The organism is Xanthomonas phaseoli pv. dieffenbachiae, assembly GCF_008639345.1.
In the GTDB taxonomy this organism is placed as follows: domain Bacteria; phylum Pseudomonadota; class Gammaproteobacteria; order Xanthomonadales; family Xanthomonadaceae; genus Xanthomonas; species Xanthomonas phaseoli.
Genome location: NZ_CP041380.1, coordinates 3,483,540 through 3,499,353, shown reverse-complemented (window position 1 = coordinate 3,499,353; position 15,814 = coordinate 3,483,540). Strand labels below are relative to the sequence as shown.

Here is a 15,814-nt window from a genome sequence, read left to right as displayed (position 1 = left end):
CATGGCAGCGCTCAAGTGGATGGTCTACGGGCGCTCCCCCAGCCTGGACACCTTCTGGGACGAACCACTCAACCTCGGGCGCATGCCGGCGACCGAGGCTGCGATCGCAGCGGCCCAGGCGCGGCTCGGCGTTCGCCTGCCGGGCTGGCTGCTGGAGTTGTACGCGCGCTATGACGGTGGCGCGGTGCAGATGGCACGCGGCCAGTCCCTTGAAGAGCCGGACAACTGGCTCAAGGCCGAGTGGCTGATCCCGCGTGCGCGCCTGCTCGGCTGTGCAGACCTGTTCTCCTTTGCCGAGGTGCGCGCCGGCCAGGACTATCGTGACGATGCCTATGACGGTTTGGCGGAAGGTGGCGACGACCGCCGCCTGATCGCCATCGCAGCCGATGATCGTTCGCCCAGCCGCGCGCTGTGCCTGGATTACTCCGCATCGGATGCCGAGCCCGCCCTGGTCTATGTCGATGCGGGCAACAAGCGCCGTCTGGCCGTGTTCGCCAATGTGGACGATCTGCTGGCGCAACTGGTCGATGTCGTGTACTGGTCCCCCGCTTTGCAGGCCAGGCACGATGGGGACGCTGTGCACTGGCAGCCGCAGCCACCGGCAGTGACCACGTTCTGGAGCGGCCCCGGCCACTGGAACGCACAGGCGGCCGCTGCGGACGACGAGGCCTTCGCCGCGGCCGAGGCACGGCTGGGCGTGCGACTGCCGGCGCTGCTCAAGCGGCTGTACGCCGTGCAGGACGGCGGCGACACCTGCTGGTGCTGGGTGCCGCGAACCCGCTTTCCGTCCGATCGCTATGTGGATTGGGAATGCGTGCTGGTGGATCGCGATCTGCCGCCGCTGGCGCACATCCGCAGCGTGTTGGATTTTGCCGATGCCTTCGAAGACCGGACTGACTTCAGTGCCGCAGCCTGCCTGCACGCCGGCCTGGATCGGGTGCTGGTGCTGGCCTGCCACAACGTCGATAGCCTGCTGTGCCTGGACTATCGTGCGCGCGGGCCGCAGCACGAGCCGGAGGTTGTCTATTTCGAGACCTGGGATGGTCTGGTGCCGACCTGGCGCGCCGCGAGCTTCGATGCGTTCTTCGGCGTACTACGGCAAGCCGAGCTTGAGCTCTAGAGGTTGGGCCATCCGCGCGCGGCATGAGAAGATGGTCGGATGACCGAGCAGCGCATCATCGCCAGCAGCTCCACCCGCGAAGACGACGCCGCCGATGCGAGCATTCGTCCCAAGCGCCTTGCCGATTATCTCGGCCAGCAGCCGGTGCGCGAGCAGATGGAGATCTACATCCAGGCGGCCAAGGCGCGTGGCGAGGCGATGGATCATGTGCTGATCTTCGGCCCGCCCGGGCTCGGCAAGACCACGCTGAGTCACGTCATCGCCAACGAGCTGGGCGTGAGCCTGCGCGTGACCTCCGGCCCGGTGATCGAAAAGGCCGGCGATCTGGCCGCGCTGCTGACCAACCTGCAGCCACACGATGTGTTGTTCATCGACGAAATCCATCGCCTCTCGCCGGTGGTGGAAGAAGTGCTGTATCCGGCGATGGAAGATTTCCAGATCGACATCATGATCGGCGACGGCCCGGCTGCGCGTTCGATCAAGATCGATCTGCCGCCGTTCACCCTGATCGGCGCCACCACGCGTGCCGGGTTGCTGACCGCACCGCTGCGCGACCGCTTCGGCATCGTGCAACGGCTGGAGTTCTATTCCCCGCAGGAACTGACCCGCATCGTGATCCGCTCGGCGGCGATCCTCGGCATCGACTGCACGCCCGAAGGCGCGGCGGAAATCGCACGCCGCGCGCGCGGTACCCCGCGTATCGCCAATCGCTTGCTGCGTCGCGTACGCGACTACGCACAGGTCAAGGCGGCCGGGCATATCGATCTGCCGGTGGCGCAGGCGGCCATGCAGATGCTCAAGGTCGACCCGGAAGGCTTTGACGAGCTCGACCGCCGCATGTTGCGCACCATCGTCGAGCACTTCGACGGCGGCCCGGTCGGCGTGGAATCGTTGGCGGCCTCGCTGTCGGAAGAGCGCGGCACGCTGGAAGATGTCATCGAGCCGTACCTGATCCAGCAGGGCTTTCTGGTCCGCACCGCGCGCGGCCGCATGGTCACGCCCAAGGCCTATCTGCATCTGGGCCTGAAACCGCCGCGCGACCGCGCCCCGGGCATCGGCGAACCGGGAGACCTGTTTTGAGAACGCTCTGTTGGTCGCCAACCTGGGCCGTCCCGAACGAAGCTCCGTGCCCATGACCATCGAATCCCGATTCCCGAATCCCCAATCCCCGCCGGTATTCAGTTGGCCGACACGCGTCTACTGGGAAGATACCGACGCCGGCGGGGTGGTCTACCACGCGCGCTACGTTGCCTTCATGGAACGTGCGCGCACGGAGTGGATGCGCGCGCTCGGTTACGGGCAGGAGCGTATGCGCCAGGAGCACGACCTGGTGTTTGCGGTTCGCTCGATGCAACTGGATTTCCTCAAGCCGGCCCGGCTCGACGACGCGCTGTCAGTGTCGGCGGTGTTGCTGCGATGCAGACGGGCCAGCCTGCTGTTCGCGCAATCGGTCCGTCGCGAAGGCGAAGTGCTGCTGACCGCCGAGGTGCGCATTGCCGCGCTCGGTGCCAGCGACTTCCGTCCGCGTGGCATGGACGATGCGCTGTATGACGTGTTGAAAGCTCTAGAAACCCCAGAATCCGATTACTGAGGAACGAACGGATGTCGATTGCATTGCTCCTGGCCCTGCAGGACACGGTAGTGGAAGCACTACCGCAGGACGTCGCCGCTGCCGCGGCGCAGACCGCCAGCGTGGCGCACAACAGCAGCATCAACTATGTGGACCTGATCCTGCGCGCCAGTATCCCGGTCAAGATCATCGTGCTGCTGCTGCTGATCGGCTCGTTCATCAGCTGGGTGATCATTTTCCGCAAGGCGCGTGCGTTCAAGCTGGCCAATCGCGAGGCCGACGAGTTCGAGAACCGCTTCTGGTCCGGTGCGGACCTGGCCAAGCTGTATGCCTCGGCAACCGACCGCAACCGGACCGTTGGCGGTCTGGAGTCGATGTTCGAAAGCGGCTTCCGCGAGTTCTCGCGCCTGCGCGATCGCCGCCGTCTGGACGCGCGCGTGCAACTGGAAGGCGCGCAGCGCGCCATGCGCACTGCCTTTACCCGTGAGGTCGACCAGCTCGAGCGCAATCTCGAATTGCTGGCCAACATCGGCTCCACCGCGCCGTACGTCGGCCTGGTCGGTACCGTGTTCGGCATCATGGTGACCATGCACGACATGGTCAGCAGCGGCGAGCAGGCCGGCATCGCGGCCGTGGCGCCGGGTATCTCCGAAGCGCTGTTCGCCACCGCCATCGGCCTGTTCGTGGCGATTCCGGCGGTGTGGGCCTACAACCGCTTCACCACCCGCGTGGAACGGCTGTCGGTGCGCTACGAGACCTTCGCCGACGAGTTCAGCTCCATCCTGCAGCGCCAGGCTGGCGCGGACGAGTGATGCGCGCTCCCGGCATGCATCCGCACGGTTTGATGCGGGACGTGGCCGGGCGAGCCAGTCGCGTCGATGCACAGCGTGATGCGCGGCTGTCCCTCACCCGGGCGCCGCGCGACTCCACTGCCGCCCGGCGCCGAGGATTAATTAGGAACGTTTCGCGATGATCTCCGGTATTTCCCGTCGTAAGAAGCGCAAGCTCAAATCCGACATCAACGTCGTGCCGTATATCGACGTGATGCTGGTGCTGCTGATCATCTTCATGGTCACCGCACCGCTGCTGACCCTGAGCACCGACGTCAGTCTGCCCAGCTCGCGCGCCAAGGCGCTGGAGAGCAAGCAGGACCCGGTGGTGGTGGTGGTCGCTGCCGATGGCAAATTGGCGCTGCAACTGCCCAAGGGCAAGCCGCAGGCGATGGACGTGGCCGCGCTGCAGGCACAGTTGGCTGCCATCGTGGCGCAGGACAAGGACGCACGTGTGGTGGTGGCCGGCGATCGCGCCGCGCCGTACCAGAAGATCATGGACGCCATCGACGTGCTCAAGCAGGCCAAGGTCGAGAAGGTGGGCCTGATTTCCGACTCCGGCGGCAGCGCAGGCAGCGATGCACGCTGACGCGCTCCCCACGCAGACGGCGCGCGACGACGGCTGGTTTCGACCGGTCGTCCTGGCATTGGTCGTGCACGTCCTGGTCGCGCTGGTGTTCATCGCCGGCTGGCTGTGGTCGCCGGAACGCTCGGTGGAACCGGCAGCCGGCGACCCCAGCATGGAGGCCTCGCTGGACGTGTCGGCTGCCGAGGCGCGGGTTGCGCGCCAGGCATTGAAGGCCACGCCGGTCGAAACGCCGCCCCCGCCTGCGCCGTTGCCCGAACCCGCGCCGGAAGACAGCGTGCCACCGCCGCAGCCGATCCCCGAGCCGCGCCCGCAGGATGCACCCACGCCGCGGCAGGCGCAGGCACAGGAGCGCGTCGCCCAGCCCGACAAGGTCGACCAGGAGCGCGTGGATGCATTGGCCATTTCCGCCGAAAAGGCCAAGCAGGAACAGGAAGCCAAGCGTCGCCAGGAGCAGATCGACCTGACCGAGCGCAAACGCCAGGAAGAGGCCGAGCAGAAATTGCGCCTGGCCAAGCAGCAGGAAGAAGCCGACGCCAAGAAGAAACAGGCGGCCGCACAGCAGGCGGCGGAAGAAGCCGAACGCCAGAAGAAGATCGCCGAGATCCGTCGTCAGCGCGCGCAAGCCGATAAGGAAATGGCGCTGGCCGAGCAGAAGTTGCGCCAGGTCGCGGCCGCGCGTGCGCAACAGGCCTCCGCGGCCGCGGCGACCAGCGCGCAGCCGACCGCAGGGCAGGGCGGTACCAGTACCGACCTGTCGGCCAAGTACGCTGCCGCGATCCAGCAGAAAGTGCTGGCGCAATGGGTGCGTCCGCCGTCGGTGCCGCCAGGCCAAAAATGCACCATCAACATCCGCCAGTTGCCGGGCGGCAGCGTGATGGAGGCCAAGGTAGCACCCGGCTGCCCCTACGACGAGGCTGGCCAGCGTTCGATCGAAGCCGCCGTGTTGAGCGCCCAGCCGTTGCCCTACCGCGGTTTCGAATCGGTGTTCCAGCGCAACCTGACCTTTGTGTTCACGGCGCAGGATCAGTGACCCTGGTCTGGCTGCGGCGACCACTGTCGCCGCAGCCTGATGCCACCCCGCGTTATCGTCCATGGGGCTGTCCATGTCGCTACACCATCGCTCGCTCCGTTTTCACGTCACCTCATTCACGATTGCGAGTATGTTCACTCGTTGATTGCTATCCCTTGCACACTTTTCCTGCCCGATCCGAGCCGTCCATGAAAAAACCGCTGCGTTGGCTAGCCGCCTTGACCGCCCTGTTGTTGCCGCTGAGCGCACTCGCGCAGCAGCAAGGCCTCACCATCGATATCGTCGGCGGTAGCGCGTCTGCCACGCCGATCGCCGTCATTCCGATGCCCTATCAGGGCTCGGGCACCGCGCCGCAGACCGACGTATCCGCCGTGGTCGGCGCCGACCTGGATCGTTCCGGCCAGTTCCGCACGTTGCCGGCTGCGCAGATCGTCGAAAAGCCGACCCGTGGCACCGAGGTGCAGTTCCAGACCTGGCGCACCCTCAAGCAGAACTACATCGTGGTCGGCCGCGTCATGGACGCCGGCGAAGGCGCATACCGGGTCGAATACGAGTTGTTCGACGTGGCCAAGGGCGAGCGCATGCTGGGCCTGGCGATGACCGCGCGTGCCAACGCAATGCGCGATGTTTCGCACCAGATGGCCGATGCCATCTACGAAAAAATCACTGGCGTGCGCGGTGCATTCTGGACCCGCATTGCCTACGTGACCGCCAGCGGCAAGGGCGGCGCCATGCGTTATGCGCTGATGGTGGCTGACTCGGATGGCTACAACCCGCAAACCATCGTGCGTTCGGCCGAGCCGCTGCTGTCGCCGAACTGGAGCCCGGACGGCAAGAAGTTGGCGTATGTGAGCTTCGAGCGCGGCAACTCGTCGATCTACCTGCAGGACATCGCCACCGGCGCACGCGAGCTGGTCTCCAGCTTCCGCGGCATCAACGGCGCACCGTCGTTCTCGCCGGACGGGCGTCGCCTGGCGCTGGCGCTGTCGCGCAGCGGTAACCCGGAAATCTACGTAATGGACCTGGGAAGCAAGCAGCTGACCCAGCTCACCAACCACTTCGGCATCGACACCGAGCCGACCTGGGCGCCGGATGGCGGCAGCATCTACTTCACCTCCGATCGTGGCGGTCGTCCGCAGATCTACCAGGTGGCAGCCAGCGGCGGCAGCGCCAACCGCGTGACCTTCCAAGGCAACTACAACGCCACCGCCAGCGTGTCGTTCGACGGCAAGAAGATTGCCGTGGCACAGGGCAGCGGCAACACCTACCGCATCGCGATGATGGACCGCAGCCTGGGTTCGCCCAGCTGGAGCACGCTGTCGCCGGGTTCGCTGGACGAATCGCCGAGCTTTGCGCCTAACGCCAGCATGGTGTTGTACGCCGCACGCGAAGGCGGCCGTGGCGTGCTGTACGCGGTCTCTTCCGACGCTCGGGTCCGCCAGCGCCTGGTGCTGGCCGACGGCGATGTGAGAGAACCCGCATGGGGGCCTTACCGAACCGCGCATTAATGTTAATATTTCGCTGCGTTAAACCACTCATTGGCCCAGAGCCTCCATAGGTACCCCATGAACAAGTCCACCCGCGTCTTGCTTGTCTCCCTGCTGTCCGTTGCTGTGCTGGCTGGTTGCTCGAAGAAGGTGAAGGAAACTCCGCCTCCTGCGACCGATACCACCGCTGGTTCCTCGGTTCCCACCGGCCCGTCCACCTCTGGCCTGTACGGCCCGGGCGACCTGGATACCGATGCCTGCCTGCGTCAGCGCGTTGTTTACTTCGATCTGGATCAGGACTCCCTGAAGCCGGAATTCCAGGCCATCATGGCTTGCCACGCCAAGTACCTGCGTGACCGCCCTTCCTCGCGCATCACCCTGCAGGGCAATGCGGACGAGCGCGGTTCGCGTGAGTACAACATGGGTCTGGGCGAGCGTCGCGGCAATGCCGTGTCGTCCTCGCTGCAGGCTGCCGGCGGTTCGGCCAGCCAGCTGACCGTCGTCAGCTACGGCGAAGAGCGTCCGGTCTGCACCGAGTCGAATGAGTCCTGCTGGTCGCAGAACCGCCGCGTCGAAATCGTGTACACGGCTCAGTAAGAAGCGATGCGCTTTCGAGTGACACCCCTGTTCGTCGCGGCGGCCCTTGTGGTCGCCGCGCCGGCATACGCCCAGCGAGCCAGTCTCGCTGATCGTGTGGCCGTGCTCGAGCAGCAGCAGGCCAATAGCCAGGCCAACAACGATCTCCTCAATCAGCTGCAGCAGGCGCGTTCGGACCTGCAGGCGTTGCGGTCGACCGTCGAACAGCTGCAGCACGACAATGAGCAACTCAAGCAGCAGTCCAAGGACCAATACCTGGACCTGGATGGACGCTTGAACCGGTTGGAAGGCGCAGGTGGCGCAACACCGCCATTGCCCCCAGCGACCGGCAGCGTGACCCCGGCCCCGGCACCTGCCGCGCGGCCCGCAGTGGCGGCAACTTCCGAGAAGCCGCCCACCGTCCATGGCGACCCGGGCACCCTGGCCGTCAGCAACGACGAACGTACTGCCTACAACGTGGCCTTCGATGCGTTGAAGAACGGCAAGTACGACGATGCATCGCAGCTGTTCCTGAGCTTTCTGGAGCTCTATCCCAACGGCGTCTATACCCCCAATGCCTTGTATTGGCTGGGCGAAAGCTATTACGCCACCCGCAATTTCCAGCTTGCCGAGACGCAGTTCCGCGATCTCGTCAGCCGTTATCCCACCCATGACAAGGCCGCCGGCGGCTTGTTGAAGCTTGGCCTGTCGCAGTACGGCGAAGGCAAGAACAACGAGGCCCAGCAGACCTTGCAGCAGGTCGCTACGCAGTACCCTGGCTCCGACGCGGCACGCGTTGCGCAGGAGCGCCTGCAGTCCATCCGTCTCGGCCAGCAACTGCGCTGAGCCTGCGCGTCTGTGCCGGTCGGCACGGCGCATACTTCGCCCATGAACGCCGCCGTCCCCAGCGAGATCGTCCAGTCGCCATTGCCGCGATTGAAGATCACCGAAATCTTTTTGTCCCTGCAAGGCGAGGCCGATGCCGCCGGCTGGCCGACGGTGTTCGTGCGCCTGACCGGCTGCCCGTTGCGCTGCCTGTATTGCGACACTGCCTACGCGTTCCATGGCGGGCAGTGGCATGACATCGACGCCATCGTTGCCGAGGTCGCCAGTCATGGCGTGCGCCATGTCTGCGTGACCGGTGGCGAGCCGTTGGCACAGAAGCGTTGTCTGTTATTGCTGGAGAAGCTTTGCGACGCCGGTTACGACGTTTCGCTGGAAACTTCCGGTGCGCTGGACGTGTCTGCCGTGGATCCGCGCGTTTCGCGCGTGGTCGACATCAAGACGCCCGCATCCGGCGAGCAGGCGCGCAATCGCTGGGAAAACCTGCCGCTGCTGACCGCACGCGACCAGATCAAGTTGGTGATTTGCAGCCGCGCCGACTACGAATGGTCGCGCGAGGTCGTCGCCGCGCATGGCCTGGATCGCCGCTGCACGGTGTGGTTTTCGCCGAGCAAAAGCGAGGTAAGCGCGCGCCAGCTGGCCGACTGGATCGTGGCAGATCGCTTGCCGGTGCGCTTCCAGATGCAGCTGCATAAGCTGCTGTGGAACGACGAGGCTGGGCGCTGAGGATCAGGCAGGTAACGCGGCGCCTCAGGAACCCGCCTTACGCTGGCAAAAAGATCTGGGCGGTAAGTCGGTCTGATCTGGCAGCGGGCGATCCCACAAGGTGGCAAAGACCTTAGGCGCACGGCGATGACGTCGCGGTGCATCGGTACCTGCAGGCTTGCAGGGCGACCGAAGATTGCGGAATGGCGGAGTGGGTGCCTTCTTGCGCAGCGATGAAGTTCGCTGAAAGCCTTGCTGGAGATGGTGGGCCGTGATGGATTCGAACCATCGACCAAAAGATTAAAAGTCTTCTGCTCTACCGACTGAGCTAACGGCCCACTGACCCCGACATTGCGTCGGGGTGCGCATTCTACCCTACGCGGGCGTCAAGACAAAATGGCGTAGTGCGTGGGGTCGGGAACGCCGGCATCGGCGAAGCCGGCTGCGCGCAGGCGGCAGGCGTCGCAGTGGCCGCAGGCGCGCCCATCCGCATCGGCGCGGTAGCAGGAGACCGTGAGGCCGAAGTCCACACCCAGGCGCACGCCTTCACGGACGATGTCGGCCTTGCTGAGGAACTGCAGCGGTGCGTGCACGCGTAGCCCTGCACCTTCCACGCCTGCCTTGGTGGCCAGGTTGGCCAGCACCTCGAAAGCGCGCACGAACTCGGGACGGCAATCGGGGTAGCCAGAGTAGTCCACCGCATTGACGCCACAAAACAAGTCGTTGGCGCCGATGACCTCGGCCCAGCCGAGCGCCAGCGACAGCATGATGGTGTTGCGCGCAGGGACGTACGTGACCGGGATGCCTTCGCCGCCAGCGTCGGGGACGTCGATGTCGTCGGTCAACGCCGAGCCGCCGATGCTGCGCAGGTCCACGTCGACCACCTTATGCGCAATGACGCCCTGCGCGGCAGCAACGCGCGCTGCGGCGTCCAGTTCCGACGTGTGGCGTTGGCCATAGCGCACGCTTAGCGCGTAGACGGCAAAGCCCTGCTCCTGCGCGAGTGCGATAACGGCGGCGGAATCCATGCCACCGGACAACAGAACAACGGCTTTTTTCATGACGAATCGGCAATCACTGCGGAATAACCCCGAAGGCTATCAGGGACGGTGGTGCAGGGCGACCAGGAACCGGTCATCACTACGGCTTTGGTTGGTGCGGGATTGGCCGCGCAAGAGGAAAGAGTGGAGTGCAGTTGCGTTATCGATCGATTGCAACCGGTCTCTTCGGTGACGGCGGGCGTTTTCTGCGCTGGATTCGACGTCAAATACGCATGATCAGGCGTTCACGTAAGTGCATTTATCGTTCGCATCAATTTTGGAAGCATGACGCAATGGCCGAGCATCAGGAAGACACAGCGAAATCGCGCATTTACGAGGCCCTGCTACAGGCAACACCGGATCTTTTGTATGTGTTCGATATCCAGCATCGCTTCGTCTACGCCAATCAGGCGTTGTTGACGATGTGGGGCATGCGCTGGGAAGACGCCTGCGGCAAGACCTGCCTGGAACTGGGCTACGAGCCCTGGCATGCGGCCATGCACGATGAAGAGATCGAACAGGTGATCGCAACAGGCCAGCCGGTGCGCGGCGAGGTGCCATTCCCGCATACCACCAAGGGCCTGCGCATCTACGACTACATTTTTACTCCGGTATTCGGACCCGATGGCAGGGTCGAGGCGATCGCTGGCGCCACGCGCGACATCACCGAGCACAAGCAGCATGAGCAGCACCTGCAACTGTTGATCAACGAGCTCAACCACCGGGTCAAGAATTCGTTGGTAATGGTGCAATCGTTGGCGCGGCAGTCGTTCACCAACGCCGGCGGCTTGGCCGACGCTCAGGAAAAGCTCGACGCGCGCTTGCTGGCGCTGTCGCGGGCACACGACACGCTGACGCGCGAAAACTGGGTCAGTGCCGACGTCCTGGAACTGACCCGCGACGCTGCCGCGCTGTATGAGTCGCACGACAGCCAGCGCTTCACGCTGCAGGGCGATTCTTGTCGGCTGGATCCGCGGCGGGCATTGGCGCTGTCGATGGCGCTGCATGAGCTGTGCACGAACGCGCTCAAGCACGGCGCATTATCCTTGCCAGCTGGGAATGTCATGGTTTCGTGGGAGCGCAGCACACGCGGCGAGCAGGAGCGCCCCGAATTGATCTGGCGCGAAAGCGGGGGGCCGCCCGTGCAACCACCCACGCACAAAGGATTCGGCACGCGTCTTTTGGAGCGTGGCTTGAAGCACGACCTCAAGGGCGAGGTTGAGCTGTCGTTCGACCCGGCTGGCGTGTGTTTCCGCGTTTCCATCCCGTTGCCGCCCGAGCATGCCGAGGCACGGCCATGACCATGCGCGTGCTCCTGGTCGAAGACGAGTCGTTGGTGGCGATGCTCCTGGAGGATTGCCTGGCGGAACTGGGCTACGAGGTGGCGGCAACCGTGGCCGACGTGGACGCAGCGCTGCAAGCGGTGCAGGAAGGCAACCTCGACCTGGCACTGCTGGACATCAATCTTGGCGGCACCTTGTCGTTTCCAATTGCAGAAGAACTGGACGCGCGCGGTGTTCCGTATATCTTCGTGACCGGCTATGCGCAGGGCGGGATTCCCGAGAAGTACCGGCACCGGCACGGTCTGCAGAAGCCTTTCCATTTTCGCGATCTAAAACATGCGCTCTCGCTGTTGCAGCAGCGCAGCGCCGAGTGATCGAGCGCGTGTGTTGCCGAAGTTGAACGACACGGGTAGCCGGCGAGAAGTGCGATAGCCCTGTCTGCCACAGTGCGCTGGCGCGCATGCCCCGCAAGCCGATGCATGGCAGCCCGGCGATGGGCAGGCAGTGAGAACGGTGGCTGTGGTGTCTATCTGCTGCCACGCAAGCTGGTGGCAGCGGCCTCGCGCAGTGCCTGGCTGAGTTGCTGCAAGGCGCTCGAGCGCACAGCGGCGTATTGCCAGTACAGCGGGACATCGAGCCAGCGGGTGGGGTCGATGATGACGACCTGCTGGTTGCGCACCGCAGGCAGCACCATCGCTTCGGGTGCCAGGCACCAGCCGAGTCCGCGTGCAGCGGCTTCGACGAAACCGGTGGAGGTGGGCAGGTAATGCGTGGGCGGGGCCAACCGGGTGCGCGTGATGCGCCTGACGAAGCGCGCCTGCAACGTGTCCTTGCGATTGAATACCATCATCGGCGCCTGGTCCAGCGCGCTGGCCGTAAAGCCACCCTTGAAGTGCGCAGCGACGAACGCTGCCGATGCGACTGCGTGGTACCGCATCACGCCCAATGCGTGGACATTGCAGCCCTGCAGTGGCGCGCGCTCGGAGGTGACCGCGCCTAGTACGCTGCCAGTGCGCAACAATTCCAGGGTGTGATCCTGGTCGTCCACCTGCACATCGAACAGGAAGTTGTGCGTCTGGTGCAGCGACGACAACGCCTGCAGGAACCAGGTTTGTAGCGAGTCGTCATTGACCGCGATGGCGAGTGTGCGCAGATGGCCGGCGACGCCATCGCCAGGCAGGAAGTCGGCAATCGCTTCGGCTTCGAGTACCTGCATGGGCTTAAGTCGGCGCAACAGCCGTTCGCCTGCCGGTGTTGGCCGGCAAGGCGCCTTACGCATGACCAGTACCTGCCCCAGTCGATCTTCGAGCGCCTTGATGCGTTGCGAGATTGCCGAGGGCGTTACCGCCAGCCGCTGTGCAGCAGCGTCGAAGCTGCCTTCGTCCAATACGGCTGCGAATGCGGCCAGTTGAGGATGTAGGAGATCCATAGTTTGAGCGCATTAGAAGATCTAAGCAGCATACAGATTATTTAGTTTTTCTAATGATCTGCAATGGCAGACGATGCACTCCTTACCCGGAGACAACACTGTGATCGCTCAAGCAATAATCGCCGGCTTTCTCGCCGGTGTCGGCCTCATCGTTGCGATTGGCGCGCAGAATGCGTTCGTGCTGCGGCAAGGACTCAAGCGCCAGCACGTGGGGCTAGTGGTGACGATCTGCGTACTAGGGGATATCGCGCTGATATTGCTCGGTGTCGCCGGAATCGGCGTATTGGCGCAGCAATGGTCGGGCCTGCTGCAGCTGCTGCGTTACGCAGGTGCCGCATTTCTTGCAGTCTATGGCTGGATGGCCGCGCGCCGTGCCTGGCGCGGCGAAGGCACAATGACCCCGGCGCAACAGGGCGAAGAACACTGGCAACGCGCAGCGCTCACCTGCCTGGCGTTTACCTTCCTCAATCCGCACGTCTATCTCGATACGATGCTCTTGCTCGGCAGCCTGGCCACGCATTATCCCGGTGCGTTGCGCTGGGCATTTGCGCTCGGTGCGTGTATCGCCAGCGTCAGTTGGTTCTCTGGCCTGGGCTATGGCGCCCGCTTGTTGCAGCCGGTGTTCCGGCATCCGCGTGCGTGGCAGATACTGGATGGACTGATCGCGGTCTTCATGCTGCTGCTGTGTGTGCTGTTGCTGCTACCCGAGCACGTGGCGCTGCGCTAATCGCTCTGTCTGCAGCGTTATGCAGTCATTGCGCAGGTGTGGGAGCCGGAAATTCTGCTGGTCCATGGTGATCTATTGCAGTCCACCCGCCAGGCCGGGCCGTCGGATCGCCGCCGGTGCAGGGATTGCTCGACAATTCGATATGTTCGGCAGTTTATTTGACAGCGAACAGGCGGCGTTGGCGCAGATGGTGTCCCTGCAAAGGTAGCTGCGCCGTTGCAACAGCCAAGCGCGCGCTCAGGGCGCGCTTGGGAGGACGTGAGTGGCTTGTTGCGATCGCCGCCGGCAAGCGCTGCGGTGCGCTCACGCCAGCTGCCCCTTTGAAAGTCAGCCGGCGGCCACGCCACTGCTCAGGCGTGGCGTACCTTGTCCAACAGATGCGCGACCGGTGCGGTAGCGCGCGCGTCTGCGCGGCGTGCCTGCCGTGCATCGATCTTGAAGATGGCGACCGCGTCGGTGAGTTGCACGGCTTGTTCTTCCATGGAGCGGGCGGCGGCAGTGGCTTCTTCCACCAGCGCCGCATTCTGTTGCGTGGTTTCATCCATGTGCGTGATGGTTTGATTGACCTGTTCGATGCCGGCAGATTGCTCCTGCGAGGCCGCCGAAATTTCGCCCATGATGTCGGTGACGCGCTGGACGCTGGCCACGACCTCGCCCATGGTCTTGCCGGCGCTGTGCACCAGTGCCGAGCCTTCGGCCACGCGTTGGACGGAATCGTCGATCAGGTCCTTGATCTCCTTCGCTGCGCCGGAGGAGCGTTGCGCCAGCGTGCGCACTTCCGAGGCAACAACCGCAAAGCCACGACCCTGTTCGCCTGCCCGGGCAGCTTCCACCGCGGCGTTCAGCGCCAGGATGTTGGTCTGGAAGGCAATGCCGTCGATGACGGAGATGATGTCGGCGATCTTCTTGGACGAGGCTTCGATACCACTCATGGTGTCCACGACCTTGCCGACCACAGTGCCCCCTTCCGAGGCCACGCGTGCGGCACCGATCGCCAATTGATTGGCCTGGCGCGCACTCTCGGCATTCTGCTTGACGGTGGAGGTTAGCTCTTCCATCGAGGCGGCGGTCTCTTCCAGGTTGGCTGCCTGCTGCTCGGTCCGCTGCGACAGATCCTGGTTGCCCGCGGCGATCTCGCTGGCAGCCGCGTTGATCGACACGGCCGACTGCTGGATGTTGCCGACGATCTGCGCCAGCTGGCTTGCTGTTGCATTGGCGTCATCGCGCATCTGTGCGAATACGCCGCGGAAGTCGCCGCTCATGCGTGCGGTGAGGTCGCCCGCTGCGATCGACTGCAGCAGTGCCGATAGCGATTGCAGATTGCCGTCCGCGGTGGACATCAACTGGTTCAGGCTCTCCACCATGATGCGGAAGTCGAACTGGAAGCGTTCGACATCACCACGGGCGCTGAAGTCGCCATTGGCGGCGGCCTGCGCAAGGTGCTTGATTTGGTGATTCATCGCAGACAGGTTGAGCTTGACCTGCGACATGGTGTTGCTGAAGGCAGCTTTTTCGCCCGGCAGGGGCTGCATGTCTTCGGAGAGTTCGCCGATGGCATAACGCCCCATGATGCGCGCCAGATCGTTTTGCACGGCCACGTGCGAGGCCACCAATGCGTTGGTGTCGTTGGCCATGCGGCCGTAGTCGCCCGGAAAAACGGTTGCGTCGATGCGGAAGCTGATCTGGCCGTTATCGTGATGCTTGGCCATGTCGGTCTGCGCCGCGATGAGGTTGCGCAGCTGCAGTTGCATCTTGTCCATGGCCTGCAACAGGCGGCCGGTTTCATCCGTTGCGGTGGTGTGCACATCGTTGCGCAGATTGCCTGCGGCAATGGCTTCGGCAGTGCGCGTGGCCTGGCTCAACGGCCTGGTCAGGCTGCGCGTAATCAACCATGCGAGCAGCGCGCTGATCACCAGCGCAGCGATGCCGCCGCTGGCCAGGATGATCTTGCCGTTATGCATCGATGCAACCGCTGCGGCGTACGCATCTTTGCTGAGGCGGCGCTCCAAGGCGGCATTTGCAGCAATTGCGGCTTGTTGCTGGTCCATCGCCGCAGCGGCAGCGCCTTGCAGCAAGGCCTGTGCCTGCTGATTCTGGTCGCGCATGCCGTAGTCGAGAATCTGGTTGTTGAACTTGACCGAGATGTCGCGCTTTTCCTGCACCAGTGCGAGCGCCTTTTTTTCGAGCTCGCTGCTTGGCATCGCAGCCAGGGCATCGTGGGCTTGCTTGTAGCGCGCGCGACTCCTTTCGATGATGTCCAGTGCGCGCCGGTTGGCCGCATCGCCTGACACCATCACCACGTCGCGCAAGCCGATCGCCACATTGGTGTTGGCGTCGAGCATTTCGGAGGATAGCCGGATCCTTTCCATGTTGTTGTTGACGATGGTGTCCAGCTCGTAACGCGCATTGGCCATGGTGATCAGGCCGGTCGCCACCAGCAGGCCCGACAGTAGAATCAGAATACCGAACGCCATTCCGAGGCGACGGCCGACATTGAGGCGTTGCAGATAGTCATTCATGACCGCTTCCAGGTAGTACAGCTGAGCAGCTCGGCGGATGCGGGGTGCATCGACTCAAGCGCCTTG

At 64.1% G+C, this 15,814-nt stretch carries 16 protein-coding genes and 1 tRNA gene; 13 read left to right on the top strand and 4 right to left on the bottom strand.

The features are described 5' to 3' along the window. Position 1: 1 nt before the first annotated feature. The 10 genes from FLG15_RS15760 (at position 2) to queE (ending at position 8,771) form a co-directional block, all read left to right on the top strand. Positions 2-1,120 (top strand): SMI1/KNR4 family protein, encoded by a 1,119-nt coding sequence (locus FLG15_RS15760; protein WP_057679774.1) that lies wholly within the window; start codon positions 2-4, stop codon positions 1,118-1,120. A 39-nt stretch (positions 1,121-1,159) separates the two neighbouring features. Then, positions 1,160-2,200, top strand: a complete 1,041-nt coding sequence (gene ruvB, locus FLG15_RS15755) for a Holliday junction branch migration DNA helicase RuvB (RefSeq protein ID WP_041019372.1) — start codon at positions 1,160-1,162, stop codon at positions 2,198-2,200. A 52-nt stretch (positions 2,201-2,252) separates the two neighbouring features. Next, a complete protein-coding gene (gene ybgC / locus FLG15_RS15750) occupies positions 2,253-2,711 on the top strand; it encodes a tol-pal system-associated acyl-CoA thioesterase (RefSeq protein WP_017169053.1) in 459 nt (152 codons plus the stop codon). 11 nt (positions 2,712-2,722) lie between these two features. Further along, positions 2,723-3,502 (top strand): protein TolQ, encoded by a 780-nt coding sequence (gene tolQ / locus FLG15_RS15745; protein WP_008578063.1) that lies wholly within the window; start codon positions 2,723-2,725, stop codon positions 3,500-3,502. A 157-nt stretch (positions 3,503-3,659) separates the two neighbouring features. After that, positions 3,660-4,109, top strand: coding sequence for a protein TolR (tolR, locus tag FLG15_RS15740; protein WP_017156650.1), 450 nt, complete (start codon positions 3,660-3,662; stop codon positions 4,107-4,109). Beyond that, positions 4,099-5,139, top strand: a complete 1,041-nt coding sequence (gene tolA, locus FLG15_RS15735) for a cell envelope integrity protein TolA (RefSeq protein WP_150146750.1) — start codon at positions 4,099-4,101, stop codon at positions 5,137-5,139. Before tolR ends, tolA begins: the two co-directional genes overlap by 11 nt. Before the next feature lie 188 nt (positions 5,140-5,327). Beyond that, positions 5,328-6,647 carry a Tol-Pal system beta propeller repeat protein TolB gene (gene tolB, locus FLG15_RS15730; RefSeq protein ID WP_003482565.1) on the top strand — a complete coding sequence of 440 codons (1,320 nt, stop codon included), beginning with the start codon at positions 5,328-5,330 and terminating at the stop codon, positions 6,645-6,647. A 57-nt stretch (positions 6,648-6,704) separates the two neighbouring features. Beyond that, a complete protein-coding gene (gene pal / locus FLG15_RS15725; RefSeq protein WP_003482562.1) occupies positions 6,705-7,223 on the top strand; it encodes a peptidoglycan-associated lipoprotein Pal in 519 nt (172 codons plus the stop codon). A 6-nt stretch (positions 7,224-7,229) separates the two neighbouring features. Then, positions 7,230-8,048 (top strand): tol-pal system protein YbgF, encoded by an 819-nt coding sequence (gene ybgF / locus FLG15_RS15720; protein WP_150146748.1) that lies wholly within the window; start codon positions 7,230-7,232, stop codon positions 8,046-8,048. A 42-nt stretch (positions 8,049-8,090) separates the two neighbouring features. Further along, positions 8,091-8,771 (top strand): 7-carboxy-7-deazaguanine synthase QueE, encoded by a 681-nt coding sequence (gene queE, locus FLG15_RS15715; protein ID WP_057659600.1) that lies wholly within the window; start codon positions 8,091-8,093, stop codon positions 8,769-8,771. 241 nt (positions 8,772-9,012) lie between these two features. Here queE and FLG15_RS15710 read toward each other — a convergent pair. After that, positions 9,013-9,088 (bottom strand) — tRNA-Lys (locus FLG15_RS15710). Positions 9,089-9,136: 48 nt separating this feature from the next. Then, on the bottom strand, positions 9,137-9,811 hold the full coding sequence (gene queC / locus FLG15_RS15705; RefSeq protein WP_057659598.1) for a 7-cyano-7-deazaguanine synthase QueC: 675 nt from the start codon (positions 9,809-9,811) through the stop codon (positions 9,137-9,139). A gap of 272 nt (positions 9,812-10,083) precedes the next feature. Here queC and FLG15_RS15700 point away from each other — a divergent pair, with 272 nt between their 5' ends. Continuing rightward, positions 10,084-11,091 (top strand): sensor histidine kinase, encoded by a 1,008-nt coding sequence (locus FLG15_RS15700; protein WP_244665494.1) that lies wholly within the window; start codon positions 10,084-10,086, stop codon positions 11,089-11,091. After that, entirely contained in the window at positions 11,088-11,447 is a 360-nt protein-coding gene (locus tag FLG15_RS15695) for a response regulator (RefSeq protein ID WP_017156643.1), read from the top strand. Before FLG15_RS15700 ends, FLG15_RS15695 begins: the two co-directional genes overlap by 4 nt. A gap of 152 nt (positions 11,448-11,599) precedes the next feature. On the opposite strand, the gene FLG15_RS15690 is transcribed toward FLG15_RS15695, so the two are convergent. Then, positions 11,600-12,502: a LysR family transcriptional regulator ArgP gene (locus FLG15_RS15690; protein ID WP_057659591.1), complete on the bottom strand. Its 903-nt coding sequence runs from the start codon at positions 12,500-12,502 to the stop codon at positions 11,600-11,602. A gap of 100 nt (positions 12,503-12,602) precedes the next feature. On the opposite strand from FLG15_RS15690, the gene FLG15_RS15685 reads away from it, so the two are divergent. Further along, positions 12,603-13,229 carry a LysE/ArgO family amino acid transporter gene (locus tag FLG15_RS15685; RefSeq protein ID WP_150146742.1) on the top strand — a complete coding sequence of 209 codons (627 nt, stop codon included), beginning with the start codon at positions 12,603-12,605 and terminating at the stop codon, positions 13,227-13,229. Between the two features lie 350 nt (positions 13,230-13,579). Here the strand turns inward: FLG15_RS15685 and FLG15_RS15680 are convergent, their stop codons facing one another. Continuing rightward, positions 13,580-15,748: a methyl-accepting chemotaxis protein gene (locus FLG15_RS15680; RefSeq protein WP_057679184.1), complete on the bottom strand. Its 2,169-nt coding sequence runs from the start codon at positions 15,746-15,748 to the stop codon at positions 13,580-13,582. Positions 15,749-15,814: the final 66 nt, after the last annotated feature.